The following is a 17,254-nucleotide window of genomic DNA, read 5'->3' on the forward strand; positions in this document are numbered from 1 at the left end:
CGGTGGCGCAACATGATCGACAGAAACCTCCCGCACGATATCGCCGGTTCCACCACCAAGCCTCGTCCGGCACCGGCGTCTCCCCTGACATTCACAGACAACATGCTGGAATGTCAAACGCTGAAAAACCATCTGGAACAATTCCGTAGTTGGCTGGCGGAAGAATTTAAGGCTGGCGTCAGCGCGGAAGCGCTGATTGATGCTCGTACGCTATTTATCGATCACCTGATGCAACGGCTATGGCGCTTCTACGGGTTCGACAGCACGCCGCAGACTGCACTGGTAGCCGTAGGCGGCTATGGGCGCGGAGAATTGCACCCGCTGTCTGACATTGATCTATTGGTGCTGAGCCAGAATACGCTGACAGAGTCACAGTCACAGACTATCGGCACGTTTATCACCCTATTGTGGGATCTGAGATTAGAAGTCGGTCACAGCGTACGTACGTTGAATGAGTGTCTGGAAGAAGGTCGGGCGGATATTTCCGTCGCGACCAACCTGATCGAATCCCGCATGATTTGCGGGGATGTCACGCTGTTTCTCATGCTGCAAAAACACATTTTCAGCGACGCGTTCTGGCCTTCAGAAACCTTCTTCCCCGCCAAGATTGCCGAGCAGCGGGAACGCCACCAGCGTTACCACAGTACCAGTTACAATCTTGAACCGGATATCAAGAGTAGCCCCGGTGGACTACGGGATATTCATACCCTATTGTGGGTTGCCCGTCGCCACTTTGGCGCTACTTCGCTCAACGAAATGGTGGGATTCGGTTTTCTGACGGAAGCAGAACGCAGTGAACTGAATGAGTGCCAGAGCTTTTTGTGGCGCATTCGTTTTGCCCTACATTTGCTTCTGCCACGTTACGATAACCGTTTGCTGTTCGACCGCCAGCTCAATGTGGCACAACTGCTGCAATATCAAGGAGAAGGCAACGCACCGGTGGAACGAATGATGAAGGACTTCTACCGAATGACGCGTCGGGTGGGGGAACTGAACCAAATGCTGCTGCAACTGTTCGACGAAGCCATTCTGGCGCTGGATACCAGCGAGAAACTGCGCCCGCTGGATGACGAGTTCCAGTTACGTGGTCAGCTTATTGACCTGCGTGATGCAACGTTGTTCGAGCGCAAACCCGAAGCTATTATTCGCATGTTCTACCTGATGGTGCGCAATCAGGAAATCACCGGTATTTACTCGACCACCCTGCGACATTTGCGCCATGCACGTCGCCACCTGAGCCAGCCGCTCTGCACCATACCGGAAGCTCGCAACCTCTTCATGAATATATTGCGTCACCCACGCGCCGTCAGTCGGGCATTATTGCCAATGCATACTCACAGCGTACTGTGGGCGTATATGCCGTTGTGGGGTAACATCGTCGGGCAAATGCAATTTGATCTATTCCACGCCTACACTGTCGATGAACATACCATCCGGGTGCTGTTGAAACTGGAAAGTTTTACCGAAGAGGCGACCCGTGCGTCACACCCGCTGTGCGTGGAGCTGTATCCCCGACTACCACAACCGGAATTGCTGCTGCTGGCCGCCCTGTTCCACGACATTGCCAAAGGGCGCGCCGGCGATCACTCTGAACTGGGCGCCAAGGATGCACTGGAATTCGCCGCCCTGCATGGATTGAACTCACGGGAAGCGCAGCTGGTAGCCTGGCTGGTACGCTGTCATCTGTTAATGTCGGTCACCGCGCAACGACGTGATATTCAGGACCCGACGGTAATCCAGCAATTTGCCGAACAAGTGCAGAGCGAAACCCGGCTACGTTACCTGCTGAACCTGACTGTGGCAGACATCTGCGCGACTAACGAGACGTTGTGGAACAGTTGGAAACAAAGCCTGTTGCGCGAACTCTATTTCGCCACTGAGAGACAGTTGCGCCGTGGTATGCAAAACTCACCGGACCTGCGCGAACGCGTACGTCATCATCGTTTACAGGCGCTGGCATTGCTGCGTATGGACAATATCGATGAGGCAGCGCTGCATCATATCTGGAGCCGCTGTCGCGCCGACTATTTCCTGCGCCATTCGCCTAATCAACTGGCCTGGCACGCCCGCCACCTGCTGGAGCATGACGCCAGCAAGCCGATGGTGTTGATTAGCCATCAAGCCAGTCGCGGCGGCACCGAAATTTTTATCTGGAGTCCGGATCGCCCGTATCTGTTTGCTGCAGTTGCCGGCGAACTGGACAGGCGTAACCTGAGCGTACACGATGCTCAGATTTTCACCAGTCGTGATGGCATGGCGATGGACACCTTCATCGTGCTGGAACCCGACGGTAGCCCACTGGCGCCAGACCGCCACGACATGATCCGCCACGCTATCGAACAAGCGCTCAACCAGCGAGAGTATCAACACCCAAGAGTGCGCAAGCCATCTTCCCGGCTACGCCACTTCAGTGTACAGACGGAAGTCAGCTTTCTGCCAACACATACCGACCGACGCAGCTATATGGAGCTTACCGCTCTCGACCAACCCGGCCTGCTGGCACGGGTGGGTGAAGTGTTTGCCGACCTCAATCTGTCGCTGCACGGCGCTCGCATTTCCACCATCGGTGAGCGGGTTGAAGACCTGTTTATTCTGGCAGATAGCGAAAGACGGGCATTAAGCCACGAATTACGGCTTAAGTTGCAACAACGGTTGACAGAAGCCCTCGCCCCAAACGATAAAGTAGCTTCTTAAATATTAAGCCGCATCCCGCCATCTGGCATGGCGAGATGCGGTCTGGTTTGATTAATCACGAAAGAGAAACAGGATGCAGCAATTACAGAACATCATCGAAACCGCATTTGAGCGTCGCGCAGAGATTACCCCGGCCAATGTGGACACGGTGACACGCGAAGCGGTGAATCAAGTTATCAGCCAGTTGGACAGCGGCGTACTGCGTGTAGCGGAGAAAATCAACGGCCAGTGGGTGACGCATCAGTGGCTGAAGAAAGCGGTGCTGCTCTCTTTCCGCATCAATGACAACCAACTGATGGAAGGGGCCGAAACCCGTTACTACGACAAGGTCCCGATGAAATTCGCCGGCTACGACGAAGCGCGCTTCCAGCGCGAAGGGTTCCGCGTCGTACCACCAGCCAGCGTACGTCAGGGCGCATTCATCGCCCGCAATACCGTACTGATGCCGTCTTATGTCAACATCGGCGCTTATGTTGACGAAGGCACCATGGTGGACACCTGGGCAACTGTCGGCTCCTGCGCGCAGATTGGTAAAAATGTCCACCTGTCTGGTGGTGTTGGCATCGGCGGCGTGCTGGAACCGCTGCAGGCAAATCCGACCATTATCGAAGACAACTGCTTTATCGGCGCACGTTCTGAAGTCGTGGAAGGCGTGATCGTGGAAGAAGGTTCTGTTATCTCTATGGGCGTGTTCATCGGCCAAAGCACCAAAATTTATGACCGTGAAACCGGCGAAGTGCATTATGGCCGCGTACCGGCAGGTTCTGTGGTGGTATCCGGCAATCTGCCATCAAAAGACGGCAGCTACAGCCTATATTGCGCCGTAATCGTGAAAAAAGTGGATGCAAAAACCCGTGGTAAAGTGGGTATTAATGAGTTATTGCGCACTATCGACTAATACCACTATCGACTAAACTGAATGGCGGGTGATAACCCGCCATTTTTTATGGCATCAAGCCGTCACGACCAACAACACTGGCCCAGTTTTTCAGGCCGACGTAAAACAAGAAAGGTGGTGTTATGTACGACAATCTGAAAAGTCTTGGGATTTCCAACCCGGAAGATATCGACCGCTACAGTCTCCGTCAGGAGGCCAACAACGATATTCTTAAGATCTATTTTCGCAAGGACAAAGGGGAATTTTTCGCTAAAAGCGTCAAATTCAAATATCCTCGCCAGCGCAAAACCATCGTTGCGGACAACGCCGGGCAAGGTTACAAGGAGATCAACGAGATCAGCCCCAATCTGCGCTACGTGGTGGACGAACTTGACGAAATTTGCCAGCATGATCAGGCTGAGGTGGATTTGAAACGCAAGATTCTGTCAGACCTGCGTCATCTGGAAAGCGTGGTCACCAATAAGATAAGCGAGATCGAAGCCGATCTGGAAAAACTGACCCAACGTTGAATAAAGGTCGCAGACAGACCGCCACTCAACACGTGCGCTATAACCACGAAAGTAGCCAATACATAAGAAACGGGGCCCAGTTGCCCCGTCTGACACCAATACTGACTCACAACCGTATTTATGCGGTCAGCATCGCTGCCCAGGACTCCACCCACGGAGAGGAAACGACTTCCGGTTCCGGATGTTCAGCGGCATCAATCTCCAGCACGTCACCCACGCGCTTCGCGCCCATTTCTTGTAGCAAAGCATCAAACTGATGACCACCGCCACAGAAGGTATCGTAACTGCTGTCTCCCAACGCAATTAGCCCATAACGCAGATCCGGCTGATGACCGACCTTTTCGCGCAACGCTTCATACAGCAGCACGATAGATTCCGGCAATTGCCCTTGCCCGGTAGTAGAGGTCACCACCAGTACCGTCTGCTGACTGTAAGCCAGCCAGTCATCCACTGAAGCATCCTCGAAAATCTTAATCTCATGTCCATGAGCTTTGAGAATGCTTTCCGCTTTTTCCGCTACCAGTAACGCATTACCGTACACTGTGCCAACAAAAATACCAATTTGCGCCATAACGCTGATTCTCCTTTTTTACGCTGACGTCAGGTTGCTATCCTGACCCGATGCCAAAGGAAACTCAACCCTTTCTATATCAGGAAAACCACCCTGCCAGCCAAACTGTGTCATGACCCTCTGCCAAGGCTCATCCCAGCGCGCAGAGATGACCAGACGCTCGCCAGTGATCGGATGAGTCAGCGACAGACGGCTGGCGTGCAACATCAGGCGAGCACAGGCGAAATGTGCCGCCATGCCACGATTCTGGCGCAGATCGCCATGGGTGGTATCCCCAATAATAGGGTGACGCAAATGCGCCATATGGCGTCTCAACTGATGCTTGCGCCCGGTTTTGGGGGTCAGTTCCAGCAGGCTATAACGCGCAGTGCCATAACGCCCGATAGCCACCGGCATTTCGACACGCGCCAGTGCCCGGTAGTGACTGACGGCAGGCTGAGGCGCCTTATCCGGATCAGCATACTTATCGGCGATGCGATCCAGCTCCTCTGTTAACGCATAATCCACCACGCCGTCCTCCAGCACATAACCACGCACCACTGCATGATACGTTTTTTCCATCTGATGCAGTTCGAACTGCTGCGCCAGCAGACGTGCCACGTCTGGGGATAACGCCATCAATAATACGCCGGAGGTAGGGCGATCCAGACGGTGTACTGTAAAAACGTGCTGACCAATCTGGTCGCGCACAGTTTGCATCACCACCACTTTCTCTTTACGATCCAACCAGCTACGGTGCACCAACCAGCCAGCAGGCTTATTCACTGCGATCAGATGCTCATCCTGATAAACAATCTCAAGCATTCTCATCCCTCAAATAATGCATCAAGCGCACGTAACTGCATCAACAACTCGCCCACATCATCTGAACGTCCGTCAAACGCCACTTCAAAATAAGGCAGAATGGCGAGCCGCGCAGGCAATGGCGCACCACCATCCAGCAATGCGTGCATTCGTGGCAGGAAGACCCATTGCAGCCACTGCTCGGCTACCATCGTATCGATACAAAACGGCTCCTGGCTGGCAAACGCCGCCTCATCCGGCGCAGAAGGCTGCCATAACGAGCTTGACTTCAATGCGCGCTCAATAGCAAACAACGATTGTCGGATCAGCATGTCTGCATTCATGGGGCCAGGTTCTCATCAGTCTCAATAACAGTGGCGGCAGAGCATAGCATCGTTGCCGTGTTCTGACACCCGAATACAGACGGCGCTATCGAGAAGCCTCTGGTAAGACAAAAACGAAAAGAGGGAACCGATTTCTCGGTTCCCTCTTAGTTCGTTTGCAGCAATCCCGCTACCTTGTTGCTTCCCTGCTCGTCCTTGAAAACTTGTCCTTGATGGTCTTCCTAACCCACAATCCTTGCTGGCGATCCCTCTTTCATCCGTGACAATCGATCCTTCATAATCATCCGTGATCGCATTCCTTTAGGCTCCTGCCCCACCGGCATTCCCAGACCGGCTCTCATTCTCCTTCCTGGAGGTGTCCCTTATTTCATCCTGAAAAAAGAGTCAGGTTGTAACGAAGATATGCTTCCTGCCTTCCTGGCATGGCCGACATAACCTGTTACCGTGTTACTGAACTGAATAATAAGATGTATTAATTGAATGAAATCAGCAAGCCACCTAAACGGCACAATAGCCATATAAAAGGCATGGTTGAATGAAGAACTTCATTAATTCATTAATTAATAATACAAAAATTAAATGGAAATCTTAGTTTAATATTAAATATAAGAGATCGCTTACACGCAATGTAAGAGATCTCTCACACGCCGGAAAGCGAAACGCGATTCAGCATTATGGAATCAATGGCAATAGTTTATGTAGAAAATCAACCAGACCTGATGCCAATACCCGACGCTGACGTGTACCAAACTCTTCCAACACGACTTCACCACTCAAATTGCATAAAGAGATTAGCGACATTTCAGAATTCGTTGTTGCAAGAAATAATGTGGGTGGTAATTTCAGTCGTTTTTGTGTCAAAAGATGACAAATCAGGTTCTCCTGCAAGCGAACAAAATCATCTTCGCTCCATGCCTGAAGCAGCGTGCACTCCAGTTCCTCAAAGCGTGCCGTCATGTCGCCTGCGAACTGACAGGTGAAGAATGAATGAATATCCGGGTGCAACTGAATCTCCAGCGCCCGTTCAACACCATCCAGCGTCACAGGCACGGCAGGTGTCTGCGGCAACCAATGAACCTGGCAATCTTGTGTGGCGACAATACAAGGCGACGCAACGCCATATAACTCATCGCTGGCTGGAGGATGTCCTGTCTCGCGCCGCCACAACTCGATATAATTCCGGGTGAATACACCCAGCGCCTGTGATACCTGCTGTTCCATCTTGCCTCTCAAATCTGTGCCTATCGAATGCCACTGAATACACATTGTATCCTTACCCGTAGTGCCTGCCGGCGACAGAATGCGCATTAAAGTGCGTAACGCCGCGCAACTTTATTGTCGGGACGTTACCATGCCTTGGCAAAAGGCCGATCAACACGTTAAGGTGAGACCACAAAGCAACGTCTTGCACAACCGCATTGAACCGCGTGTTGTATAAACGTTTTTTTTAAAACGTCTTGGACAACTGTCACCGCACACTGTGTTTCAGGGAGTAGTATGATTACACATATCAGCCCGTTAGGGTCCATGGATTTACTGTCGCAGTTGGAAGTGGATATGCTGAAAAGCACAGCCAGCAGCGATCTTTACCGGTTATTCCGCAACTGTTCCCTCGCCGTCCTGAACTCAGGTAGCCAGACGGATAACAGCAAGGAGTTACTCTCCCGCTACGAGGATTTCGACATCAACGTGCTGCGCCGTGAACGTGGCGTAAAGCTGGAACTGGTCAATCCGCCGGAAGAGGCGTTTGTTGATGGTCAGATTATCCGCTCGCTGCAAGCTAACCTGTTCGCCGTGTTACGCGATATCCTGTTTGTAAACGGTCAGATAGCTAACGCTGGCCGTTATCAAAATCTGAATCTTGAAGACTCCACTCACATCACCAATCTGGTATTTTCCATTCTGCGTAACGCCAGAGCACTGCATGTGGGCGAAGAGCCAAATCTGGTGGTGTGCTGGGGCGGCCATTCCATCAATGAAAACGAATACCTGTATGCCCGTAAAGTCGGTAGCCAGCTTGGCTTACGCGAACTGAACATCTGTACCGGCTGCGGACCGGGCGCGATGGAAGCCCCAATGAAAGGTGCGGCAGTGGGCCATGCCCAGCAGCGTTACCGGGACGGACGTTTCATCGGTATGACCGAACCTTCCATCATCGCGGCTGAGCCGCCCAACCCGCTGGTGAATGAACTCATCATCATGCCGGATATTGAAAAGCGTCTGGAAGCGTTTGTGCGTATTGGTCACGGTATCGTGATTTTCCCAGGCGGCGTTGGCACCGCAGAAGAGTTCCTTTATTTGCTCGGTATTATGATGGACCCGGCCAACAGCGAGCAGGTGCTGCCGATTATTCTCACCGGTCCTAAGGAAAGCGCAGACTACTTCCGGGTCCTCGATGAATTCATCGTCAGTACATTGGGCCGTCAGGCGCGTCGTTATTACTCGATTATTATTAATGACGCTGCCGAAGTAGCCCGGCAGATGAAAAAAACCATGCCACAGGTAAAAGAGCACCGCCGCCACACCGGTGATGCCTACAGCTTTAACTGGTCGTTGCGTATCGCGCCGGACCTGCAACTGCCATTTGAACCGACGCATGAGAATATGGCGAACCTCAACCTGCATCCCGACCAACCCGCCGAACAGCTGGCTGCTACATTACGCCGGGCATTTTCCGGTATCGTGGCAGGTAACGTCAAAGAAGCGGGCATTCGGCTCATCGAAGAGTTCGGTCCCTATAAATTGCATGGTAATGCTGACATCATGAAGAGCATGGACCGGCTGTTGCAGGACTTCGTGTCCCAGCAACGAATGAAGCTGCCTGGCAGCGCCTACGTCCCATGCTACGAAATCTGTTCCTGAACCTTATTTCGCCACTGGCATCTGGCCGGTGGCGATCACTCATATGATCACCGCTTATGGCCGTACATCTGCTCATTATCGACGCCCTCAACCTGATTCGACGCATTCACGCGGTACAAGGCTCTCCTTGCCTGACTGCCTGTCAGCACGCATTAAATCAGTTGATACAGCACAGCCGCCCAACCCATGCCGTTGCTGTCTTTGACGACGAACAACGTGACCATAGCTGGCGTCACCAGTTACTACCCGAATACAAAGCCGGTCGTGCCCCGATGCCGGAAAACTTGTCGCGGGAACTGCCACAAATCAAAGATGCCTTTCTGGCATTAGGCGTGGACAGCTGGCATTCACCGGGCAACGAAGCTGACGATCTGGCCGCTACGTTGGCCAGCAAAGTCGCCGCACAAGGACATCAGGCCACCATTGTCTCAACGGACAAAGGCTACTGCCAGTTACTGGCACCTACAATCCGTATCCGGGATTACTTTCAAAAACGCTGGCTGGATGTACCGTTCATCGAAAAGGAGTTTGGCGTGCAACCGGGGCAGTTACCGGATTACTGGGGCCTCGCAGGCATCAACAGCAGCAAGGTTCCCGGTGTGAGCGGTATCGGACCGAAAACCGCCGCGCAGTTATTGCAACAAGCGGGGTCGCTGGAAACGTTGTACCAACAGTTGGAACAGATACCGGAGAAATGGCGCCGCAAGCTGGAATCCCAACAGGATATGGCTTACCGCTGCCGTCAGGTCGCTACACTCAAAACCGATTTGGTGCTGAATGGCAACCTGCAGCAGTTACGCCTGTCCATATCGGGTTAGGCGGTGTTAACCCTCCTGGCGCGCCTGTGCACTCATGCCCGACTGCGCCACAGCAGGAAAATCAGCGCTCGTCGCGGCGGCCAGGAATCGCGCCCCAAATACGCCGTGCATGAACGGTAACCTCTTCACGGTCGTGATAGAGCTGTTTGGCATGAATCTCAAAATTAATACCGTTCTCTTCCAGTCGCTGCGCCAGCAATGCTAAATTCTGAGTCACTTCCTCATAGCGCTTTTTCATTGGCAACTTAAGGTTGAAGATCACCTCACGGCACCAGCCATTGACCAGCCAGTCAGCCATGCGGCTGGTGACTTTGGCCGGTTTTTCCACCATATCGCACACCAGCCAGTAGATGTTGTTACGCGGCGGCTCAAAGCGGAAACCATCGGCCTGATGATGAATCACCTGCCCGGTATCCATCAGGCTTGGCGCCATCATGCCGTTATCGACGGCGTGCACCATCATACTGCGTTTCACCAGTTGGTAGCTCCATCCGCCAGGACAAGCGCCCAGATCCACCGCAAACATACCGCTGGCAAGTCGCTCATCCCACTCGTCGGCCGGAACGAACACATGGAATGCTTCTTCCAATTTCAGTGTCGAACGGCTGGGCGCATCTGCGGGAAATTTCAGCCGCGGAATCCCCATATAGAACGGCGAATTGTTATTGCTGTATGAGTAACCGACGTAACAGCAACCTGGTGCGATGAACAACACATGGATAACCGGTCGGTTGGCCTTTTCCTGCGCCAATAAAATACGGCTCTCACGTAGCGCGGCACGCAGCGGCACCGTGAACTTGCGGCAGAATTTCATCAGCTCTTTGCTTTCATTGGTATCTGGTACTTCAACCCGCAACTCGCCGGCACGCTCCAGCACCCCGGTCAGCATCCCGACGATCGGTGTGATGCGATCTTCCGGCGGTAAATCACGCAGCAATTCGCCGCATACCATCATCTGGCGTGCGAACACCAGCTCCTGAAACGATAATTCCTTAACCAACCGGTCGGCGTCTTCATGCTGGTAACACTCAAACACCACATATCCGCTGTTATCTTTTACCCGTACAAAACCATAGACGCTATGACGCGCCGCTTTGTCGGTAATTTCCGCCGCGCATTCTTTCTCAAACCCGGCACGACAGTACAAAATCACTTTATTCATGCTACTCAGCCTTTTTCTTTAAGCGTAAGGCTCCAATTAACAGTAACAGCCAGCCCGTCAGGAAGCATACGCCCCCCACCGGAGTGACAAATACCCATAGTTTGAGGTGCGACAACGCCAGACAGTACAGGCTGCCGCTAAACAGCAACGTACCCAGCGCCAGAAATGCCGCACTCCAGTAAAACCAGACACTTGCCCGTTGATACATCGCCACCGACAACACCAGAATCACCAGCGTATGAAACGCCTGATACTGGAGTCCGGTATGTAGCCAGGACATTTCCATGTCGCCCAACGATTTACTCAGCACATGGGCACCAAACGCCCCTAATGCCACGTAAACAAACCCGCTGATAGCGGCGAATATCAGCATAAAACGGCTGTTCATTGTTCGAATGTATTCCATTATCAAGAAAACGAAACTAAACCTGATAAGGTTCAGCGGGAACTGCTGTCGTAACGGAAGCGAAACTTTTCCTGTTCGCTGGCCGCACGAGCCAGAATCCATTGGCGAAAGGCGGCTATTTTACCCAGTTCTGCCTGGCTGTCATGGCAAACCAGATAAAACGCATTCTTGCTGACCAGCACATCGTTGAACGGGCACACCAACCTGCCGGCCTCAATCTCCGTCTGCGCCATCACATTGTTAGCCAGCGCCACCCCCTGACCGTGAATCGCCGCCTGCAACACCATTGCGCTATGGCTGAAAATCGGCCCTTGTTGCACATTAATCTGCGCTATACCCAACTGACGAGTATAAGCCAACCAATCGCGCCGGGAGGCGTCATGCAGTAACGTGTGCCATACCAAGTCTCCCGGCGTTTTCAGCGGGTGCTCCCCCGTCAACAATTGTGGCGCACAGACCGGCAACAGATACTCTGCATACAGTTTTTCTACCCGCAGCCCCGGCCAGTTACCACGCCCGTAAAAAATCGCCACATCCACATCGTCCGACAAGCGTTCCTCTTCACGGTCCACCGCCTGAATTCGCACATCAATACCGGGATACTCCGTATTAAAACTCGACAGGCGCGGCACCAGCCAGTGGATGGCAAAACTAGGCAGCAGGCTTACCGTCAACGCACCTTTGGCGCTGCGGGCCTGTAACTTACGGGTTGCCTCATTGAGCGCGGAAAAGATTTCCTTGATATCCAGAAAATAGCTCTGCCCTTCTTCCGTCAGCAACAAGGAACGGTTACGGCGGCGAAACAGTTTGAGGCCGAGAAAATCCTCCAGCGATTTGATCTGATGGCTGACAGCGGCCTGAGTAACAAATAACTCTTCAGCCGCACGGGTAAAACTAAGATGGCGGGCAGCAGCATCAAAGACACGCAGAGCATTAAGGGGGGGCAATCGTTTCGACATAAACCGGGTTCTTCAATATGCGGCCTATCCCGGTAGGTGACCGCGATTTGCCATTAGTTTTTGTAATCCGATGCATTATAAATTGTCCGTTGAGGATGCACCAGCAAATACCTATAGTACCGCCACTTCCTTGAGCCGGAACGAAAAGCGCAACATGTAACTGGTGTGCTTTTGGCTTGTGGTTGTGATGTTGTGTTTGCTATTTGTTTACTGTCTGCATTTCAGACGTGGTAGCAATGCTACCGTTATTTCCTATACATTTACCCTGTCTGTCTAAGTGATTTTTGCATAGCACCGCATTTTGCGGTGCTTTTTTTTCGTCTGTACGTTATCTTCCAGAAGATATCGGTCACTTGCTCTTCGCCATCAGACTTTAGTTCATTACAATTAATCAACTTTGAAGTTTTATCCTTTTAAATTAATTCTAAATTATAATTAATACTTAAATTAAGTTGCATGTCATTATAAAATTCTAAATAAAACAAAGTTAATAGTAGCAAACTATGTGAGGTTTTCGTTCAGGATCGTCCTAATCTTGTTTCAATGGCAAAAATGGGACAGTATCCGTCGTTCAATAGAGGATCGACATGAAACCGTTCAACCCCGCGTATTTTCGCCAGCAATTTCCCGCACTTCGCCAGCAAGGCACCTATCTTGACAACGCCGCCACCGCGCTAAAACCCGAAAGGGTGATCGCTGCGGTGCAGCATTGCTACGCCAGTGAAACAGGGAATGTGCATCGCAGTCAGCACCGTGCCGCCCGACAGCTATCGGAATCGTTCGAGCTGGCGCGCCAAAAAGTGGCGGATTTCATTGGCGCTGTGCAAGCGCGCAGCATCGTCTGGACTAAAGGTACGACGGAGGCCGTCAACCTGGTGGCGCACTGTTACGCCCGCCCGCTGCTACAACCCGGCGATGAGATTCTGGTCAGCGAATCAGAACACCACGCCAACCTAATCCCATGGCTGATGGTGGCACAACAAACGGGGGCTCAGGTGGTAAAACTGCCGATTGGAGCGGATTATCAGCCTGATCTTGACCTGCTGCCTTCCCTGCTCACCCCCCGGACCCGCCTGCTGGCTATTGGGCAGATGTCGAATGTCACGGGCGGTATGCCGGACCTTAAACGGGCGATAACACTGGCGCATCAGGCAGGTGCGGTAGTCATGGTCGATGGTGCGCAAGGTATTGTGCACACCGCGACGGATGTGGCGGCGCTGGATGCTGATTTTTATGCGTTCTCCGGCCACAAATTGTATGGCCCTACCGGTATTGGTGCGCTGTACGGCAAACCGGATTTGCTGGAAGCCATGCCCCCCTGGCAAGGAGGGGGTAAAATGATGACGTCAGTCTCGTTTGACAGCTTCACCCCTCAGGCGATTCCTCAGCGTTTTGAAGCCGGCACACCGCATATTGCCGGCGTAATTGGTCTGGCTGCCGCCATCGACTGGTGGCAGCAGCAGGACCGTGCAGCAGCGGATCGGCACAGTGTCGCACTGGCTCTGAATGCGGAACAGCAACTGAACACATTACCCGGTTTTCGCAGTTTCCGCGCTCCCGAATCCAGCCTATTATCATTCACCATCGACGGCGTACACCACCACGATCTGGTGACGTTGCTGGCAGAAGACGGCATCGCTCTACGAGCCGGTCACCACTGCGCGCAGCCGCTGATGGCGGCACTGGGGGTGCCCGGCACGCTGCGGGCCTCGTTTGCGCCTTACAACCAGCAACAGGACGTGGACCATCTGGTCCACGCTACTCGAAAAGCGTTTGAATTACTGATGGATTGATTGATGACGACCGACTCCACACATCACCCGTTTGGCGCCGACATTGATGAAGCAGCGCTGACAGCACGTTTCAATGCCTGTCGCTCCTGGGAAGAGCGCTATCGACAGTTGATTCTGCTGAGTAAATCACTGCCGCCGCTGCCGGAAGCCTATCGTCAGCAACATATTGAACTGTCCGGTTGCGAAAACCGCGTCTGGCTGGGATATCAACGACAGGCGGACGGCACCTTACATTTTTACGGCGACAGTGATGGCCGTATCGTGCGCGGACTGCTGGCGATTGTATTGACGGCGGTGGAAGGCAAAACCGCGCAAACACTGCGGCAAAACGATCCGTTGGCACTGTTCGATCGGCTGGGATTGCGTGCCGAACTTAGCGCATCACGCGCCGGTGGGCTGGCCGCTTTGGCTAGCCGCATCCACGATATTGCCTGTCACGAACCCTGATTCAATCCAGCAGCCTGTGCTTGCCGGGTATCACGCACCATCATTTTTTTCAATGCATGAGACACCGCCACAAAACCAAAAGTGGCGGTCACCATCGTGGCAGCGCCGAAACCGGAAGCACAGTCCATGCGTTTCACACCGTCAGCAGTGCTGCGCGATGCGCAAACTGAGCCATCCGGCTGAGGGTACATCAACGGCTCACTGGAAAACACACAGTCGATACCCAGCTTACCTTTACTGTTTTTAACGATATTGAAATCGTGCTTCAGCCGTTCACGCAGCTTGGCTGCCAATGGGTCCTGAATAGTTTTCGCCAGATCAGCAACCTCAATACGGGTTGGATCAATTTGCCCCCCCGCTCCGCCGGTGGTTACCACCGGAATTTTGTGGCGGCGGCACCAGGCCAGCAGCGCCGCTTTAGGCCGCACACTGTCAATGGCGTCAATCACATAACTGAAGTGATTATCCAGTAACTCCGCCACATTATCGGCACTAATGAAATCATCAATGCAGGTCACCTTGCATTCCGGGTTGATCGCCAGAATTCGCTCCGCCATGACTTCAGTTTTCAACTGCCCAGTGTGCTGGCGCAACGCATGAATCTGACGGTTGGTGTTGCTGACGCACACATCATCCATATCAATCAGGGTAATCGCGCCGATGCCGGTGCGAGCCAGCGCTTCCGCCGCCCAGGAACCAACCCCGCCAATGCCGATAACACAGACATGTGCCCCGGCAAACAGCGACAACGCCCGCTGGCCGTACAATCTCGCCGTACCGCCAAAACGCTGCAGATAACTTTCGGATAATTGCGTACTCATTGCCCACCTTCGCTTAATCACAAACGGCAGCGATGATACCCCAGTCAGGCGGTTTACGCAGCGGATAACGCTAACCAATCCTGCACGCCGTTTTTATCTGTAGGCAGTGTTTGCCTCCTGCCTGCATGATTTACCATTTTGACAGGTGACGACGTCGGGTGTGCTGTGGCACTTTAATTAATAACTCTCACTACGTTGTGTACTGCTGGAGAAAACCATGCATGTTGTGCTAATCCGCGCCACCGAATCCGATATCGATTTTCTGCTGCAACTACGTAGTCTGACCATGGGAAAATATCTGGCGGACAGTGGCGCACCGACAGACAGCGATAGCCTGATGAGCCGCGTTCGCTACGAATTCGAGCACGCGCATATCGTGCAGGTGAACGGGCAGCCAGCCGGGTTATTTAAATATCGCTTTATGCCTCAGGAACAGCACTGGTATCTGATTCAGATTCAAATCCACCCCAGTTTCCAAAACCGCGGCCTTGGCAAACAACTTATTGAGAGCCTGATTGCTCAGGCATCAACGCAGAATCACTCAGTGGTGCTGAGCGTGCTGAAAAATAACCCGGCACGCCATCTGTATCATCGCCTGGGATTCCAGGTAACCGATCAGAATGATCAGGAGTTCATCATAACCCGCTTTCCCAACACCATAAAACAGGATTAAGGACCAGCATGAACATTGCCATCTTGGATGATTATCAGGATACCGTCAGACACCTGGAGTGCTTTTCGCTGCTGAACGGCCATCAGGTACAAATTCTGAATAAAACCTATACCGATGTCGCCCAACTGGCGGCGCACCTGCAAGATGTTGAAGCGCTGGTGCTGATTCGTGAACGCACCCGCATCACCGACGCGCTGTTGAGCCAACTGCCCGCGCTGAAACTCGTCAGCCAGACCGGCAAAGTAAGCCAGCACCTCAGTGTTGACGCCTGCACCCGGCATGGTGTCGCAGTAGCGCAAGGCACAGGTTCACCCGTTGCGCCAGCTGAATTATGCTGGAGCCTGATCATGGCAGCGTCGCGCCATCTGCCGCAGTACGCAACACAGTTGCTACAGGGCCACTGGCAACAGAACGGCTCGTTGGGTCTGGGAAGAACACTGCATGGCCTGACGCTGGGTATCTGGGGATACGGCAAAATCGGGCAACGTATCGCCCGGTACGGTGCCGCATTTGGTATGACAGTGCTGGTGTGGGGCAGTGAGACGTCACGCGAACTGGCGCGCCAGCACGGCTTTACCGCTGCCGACAGCAAGGCCACGTTTTTTAGCAATGCTGATGTGTTGTCGCTGCATTTGCGTTTAAACGATGCTACCCGCCACTGCGTCACTCAGCAGGATTTGGCATTGATGAAACCAGACTCACTGTTCGTCAATATCAGCCGCGCCGACCTGGTAGAGCCGGGTGCACTATGGCGCGAATTGTCCGCTCATGCCAGCAAGCGCGCAGCGCTGGATGTCTTTGACAACGAACCCGCGACATTGGACAGCGAGCCATTGCTGAATCTGCCGAATGTCCTGGCTACACCGCATATCGGTTATGTCGAACGAGGTAGCTACGAGCTGTACTTTAAAACCGCCTTCGAAAATGTGGTGGCGTTTGCTGCCGGTCACCCAACCAATCTGGTGAACCACGCCGCACTGGCCGACACGCATTCTCATGATACCGCTGCAGGAACCAAGTAATGCAGACACCGACTATCACGCTGCGTAAGGCTCGCCGGGCCGATGCACCGGCCGCATTTGAACTGCGTAATCGCGCCATCTTGCACGGTTGCCGACACGATTACACGCCAGAACAGCTACAACTGTGGACCAGCGGTGAATTCAGCGAGAAATTCGAGAACACCGTCACCCACCATTTTCATCTGGCAGAAATAGCCGCCCGGATCGTCGGGACGGGGATGATCAATCTTCATACCGGAATGATAGATGCGGTGTTCGTTGAGCCGGACGTGATGGGGCAAGGCGTCGGTAAACGGATGATGCAGCATCTGGAAGTGCTGGCGAACGCAGCAGGTCTGGCAGAGATCCAGCTTGATGCCAGCCTGAACGCCGCGCCGTTTTATCGCGCTCTGGGGTTCTCAGGCGACGACGTCAGCCTCTACCATTCGCCGAACGGCTTTTCACTGCCTTGTATCCCGATGGTCAAAGTTATCGGCTGACAAGCTCCCGCCG

Annotated in this window: 18 protein-coding genes; 10 read left to right on the forward strand and 8 right to left on the reverse strand. The window is 53.2% G+C overall.

The window, feature by feature from the left end:
• The first annotated feature begins 12 nt into the window (after nucleotides 1-12).
• From glnD to Dpoa569_RS13925, 3 genes are all read left to right on the forward strand, one after another.
• The gene (gene glnD / locus Dpoa569_RS13915; protein ID WP_146411477.1) at nucleotides 13-2,694 is read left to right on the forward strand and encodes a bifunctional uridylyltransferase/uridylyl-removing protein GlnD; all 2,682 of its coding nucleotides are present in this window, start codon (nucleotides 13-15) and stop codon (nucleotides 2,692-2,694) included.
• Nucleotides 2,695-2,767: 73 nt separating this feature from the next.
• A complete protein-coding gene (gene dapD, locus Dpoa569_RS13920) occupies nucleotides 2,768-3,592 on the forward strand; it encodes a 2,3,4,5-tetrahydropyridine-2,6-dicarboxylate N-succinyltransferase (protein WP_042869140.1) in 825 nt (274 codons plus the stop codon).
• 122 nt (nucleotides 3,593-3,714) lie between these two features.
• Nucleotides 3,715-4,101, forward strand: a complete 387-nt coding sequence (locus Dpoa569_RS13925) for a DUF3461 family protein (protein ID WP_042869138.1) — start codon at nucleotides 3,715-3,717, stop codon at nucleotides 4,099-4,101.
• A gap of 118 nt (nucleotides 4,102-4,219) precedes the next feature.
• On the opposite strand, the gene Dpoa569_RS13930 is transcribed toward Dpoa569_RS13925, so the two are convergent.
• From Dpoa569_RS13930 to syd, 4 genes are all read right to left on the reverse strand, one after another.
• Nucleotides 4,220-4,672 carry a flavodoxin gene (locus Dpoa569_RS13930; protein WP_042869136.1) on the reverse strand — a complete coding sequence of 151 codons (453 nt, stop codon included), beginning with the start codon at nucleotides 4,670-4,672 and terminating at the stop codon, nucleotides 4,220-4,222.
• An 18-nt stretch (nucleotides 4,673-4,690) separates the two neighbouring features.
• Entirely contained in the window at nucleotides 4,691-5,476 is a 786-nt protein-coding gene (truC, locus tag Dpoa569_RS13935; RefSeq protein ID WP_042869133.1) for a tRNA pseudouridine(65) synthase TruC, read from the reverse strand.
• A 2-nt stretch (nucleotides 5,477-5,478) separates the two neighbouring features.
• Nucleotides 5,479-5,799, reverse strand: coding sequence for a YqcC family protein (locus Dpoa569_RS13940; protein ID WP_042869131.1), 321 nt, complete (start codon nucleotides 5,797-5,799; stop codon nucleotides 5,479-5,481).
• A gap of 672 nt (nucleotides 5,800-6,471) precedes the next feature.
• On the reverse strand, nucleotides 6,472-7,020 hold the full coding sequence (gene syd, locus Dpoa569_RS13945; protein ID WP_042869129.1) for a SecY-interacting protein: 549 nt from the start codon (nucleotides 7,018-7,020) through the stop codon (nucleotides 6,472-6,474).
• Between the two features lie 276 nt (nucleotides 7,021-7,296).
• Between syd and ppnN the strand changes: the two genes are divergently transcribed.
• Nucleotides 7,297-8,661 (forward strand): nucleotide 5'-monophosphate nucleosidase PpnN, encoded by a 1,365-nt coding sequence (ppnN, locus tag Dpoa569_RS13950; protein ID WP_042869127.1) that lies wholly within the window; start codon nucleotides 7,297-7,299, stop codon nucleotides 8,659-8,661.
• Between the two features lie 56 nt (nucleotides 8,662-8,717).
• Entirely contained in the window at nucleotides 8,718-9,479 is a 762-nt protein-coding gene (xni, locus tag Dpoa569_RS13955; RefSeq protein ID WP_042869125.1) for a flap endonuclease Xni, read from the forward strand.
• A gap of 61 nt (nucleotides 9,480-9,540) precedes the next feature.
• On the opposite strand, the gene rlmM is transcribed toward xni, so the two are convergent.
• The 3 genes from rlmM to Dpoa569_RS13970 are packed head-to-tail and all read right to left on the reverse strand — an operon-like array spanning nucleotide 9,541 to nucleotide 12,006.
• A complete protein-coding gene (rlmM, locus tag Dpoa569_RS13960; RefSeq protein ID WP_042869123.1) occupies nucleotides 9,541-10,641 on the reverse strand; it encodes a 23S rRNA (cytidine(2498)-2'-O)-methyltransferase RlmM in 1,101 nt (366 codons plus the stop codon).
• 1 nt (nucleotide 10,642) lies between these two features.
• Complete coding sequence (locus tag Dpoa569_RS13965) at nucleotides 10,643-11,029, reverse strand: DUF423 domain-containing protein (RefSeq protein WP_042869121.1); 387 nt, start codon at nucleotides 11,027-11,029, stop codon at nucleotides 10,643-10,645.
• Nucleotides 11,030-11,079: 50 nt separating this feature from the next.
• Complete coding sequence (locus Dpoa569_RS13970) at nucleotides 11,080-12,006, reverse strand: transcriptional regulator GcvA (protein WP_042869119.1); 927 nt, start codon at nucleotides 12,004-12,006, stop codon at nucleotides 11,080-11,082.
• A gap of 587 nt (nucleotides 12,007-12,593) precedes the next feature.
• On the opposite strand from Dpoa569_RS13970, the gene csdA reads away from it, so the two are divergent.
• Together csdA and csdE are read left to right on the forward strand one after the other, a co-directional pair.
• A complete protein-coding gene (gene csdA, locus Dpoa569_RS13975; RefSeq protein WP_042869117.1) occupies nucleotides 12,594-13,799 on the forward strand; it encodes a cysteine desulfurase CsdA in 1,206 nt (401 codons plus the stop codon).
• Between the two features lie 3 nt (nucleotides 13,800-13,802).
• A complete protein-coding gene (csdE, locus tag Dpoa569_RS13980) occupies nucleotides 13,803-14,246 on the forward strand; it encodes a cysteine desulfurase sulfur acceptor subunit CsdE (RefSeq protein ID WP_042869115.1) in 444 nt (147 codons plus the stop codon).
• On the opposite strand, the gene tcdA is transcribed toward csdE, so the two are convergent.
• Nucleotides 14,234-15,067 (reverse strand): tRNA cyclic N6-threonylcarbamoyladenosine(37) synthase TcdA, encoded by an 834-nt coding sequence (tcdA, locus tag Dpoa569_RS13985; RefSeq protein ID WP_042869113.1) that lies wholly within the window; start codon nucleotides 15,065-15,067, stop codon nucleotides 14,234-14,236. The two genes, csdE and tcdA, sit on opposite strands and share 13 nt — an antisense overlap.
• Nucleotides 15,068-15,284: 217 nt before the next feature.
• On the opposite strand from tcdA, the gene Dpoa569_RS13990 reads away from it, so the two are divergent.
• The 3 genes from Dpoa569_RS13990 to Dpoa569_RS14000 are packed head-to-tail and all read left to right on the forward strand — an operon-like array spanning nucleotide 15,285 to nucleotide 17,241.
• Nucleotides 15,285-15,740 (forward strand): GNAT family N-acetyltransferase, encoded by a 456-nt coding sequence (locus Dpoa569_RS13990; protein WP_042869111.1) that lies wholly within the window; start codon nucleotides 15,285-15,287, stop codon nucleotides 15,738-15,740.
• An 8-nt stretch (nucleotides 15,741-15,748) separates the two neighbouring features.
• Nucleotides 15,749-16,762: a D-2-hydroxyacid dehydrogenase family protein gene (locus tag Dpoa569_RS13995; protein ID WP_042869109.1), complete on the forward strand. Its 1,014-nt coding sequence runs from the start codon at nucleotides 15,749-15,751 to the stop codon at nucleotides 16,760-16,762.
• Complete coding sequence (locus Dpoa569_RS14000; RefSeq protein ID WP_042869107.1) at nucleotides 16,762-17,241, forward strand: GNAT family N-acetyltransferase; 480 nt, start codon at nucleotides 16,762-16,764, stop codon at nucleotides 17,239-17,241. The genes Dpoa569_RS13995 and Dpoa569_RS14000 overlap by 1 nt, the downstream gene beginning before the upstream one ends.
• The last annotated feature ends 13 nt before the right edge of the window (nucleotides 17,242-17,254 follow it).

The organism is Dickeya poaceiphila, assembly GCF_007858975.2.
In the GTDB taxonomy this organism is placed as follows: Bacteria; Pseudomonadota; Gammaproteobacteria; order Enterobacterales; family Enterobacteriaceae; genus Dickeya; species Dickeya poaceiphila.